The sequence below is a fragment of the Listeria sp. MAN/IMW/UF555 genome, assembly GCF_058684075.1.
Genome location: NZ_JBZWZS010000014.1, coordinates 1 through 576, shown reverse-complemented (window position 1 = coordinate 576; position 576 = coordinate 1). Strand labels below are relative to the sequence as shown.

General features: G+C 67.7%; 1 protein-coding gene. It reads left to right on the top strand.

The annotated features are described in order from the left end of the window. Positions 1-31 precede the first annotated feature (31 nt). Positions 32-576: OmpP1/FadL family transporter (locus tag AC4PG8_RS13910; RefSeq protein WP_492170470.1), on the top strand; the 545-nt coding region annotated here is incomplete at its 3' end.

Sequence of the window (576 nt, the reverse complement as noted above, 5' to 3'; positions counted from 1 at the left end):
GCGCGACGGCGGGACTGTATTAGGATTGGTCATGAATCCCAGGAACATCACTCGCCTCGGCGGGATCGCCCTCACGTCCGCTCTGCTGGCCGGCGTCGCCGCCCCGGCCTTCGCCGGCTCCTTCTATGTGCAGGAGCAATCGACCCGCGGTCAGGGTCGCGCCAACGCCGGCGTCGGCGCCGACAAGGGCGTGCAATCGCTGTGGTGGAACCCGGCCGCCATCGCCGGAACCCAGCGCGAACTGTACGTGGGCGCGCACGGCCTGATCCTCGACTCCGACGTCGACGACCGCGGCTCCAGCCTGACCTACAACGTCCCGGTGACCGGCGTCGGCGTCATCAGCAACACCGAAGCCGTCAACGGCGACCCGCATGTCCACGAAGTCGTCGAAAGCGGCATCGTGCCGAACTTCGCCGTCTCGATGCCGATCGGCGACCGCTTCAACGTCGGCCTGGCCGTCCAGGCCCCCTACAACTTCACCACCAAGTACGAGCCGACCGACTTCGCGCGCTATGACGCCCTGACGTCGGAACTGCGCTCGGCCAACGTCAGCCTGGTCGCCGCCATGTCGGTCAC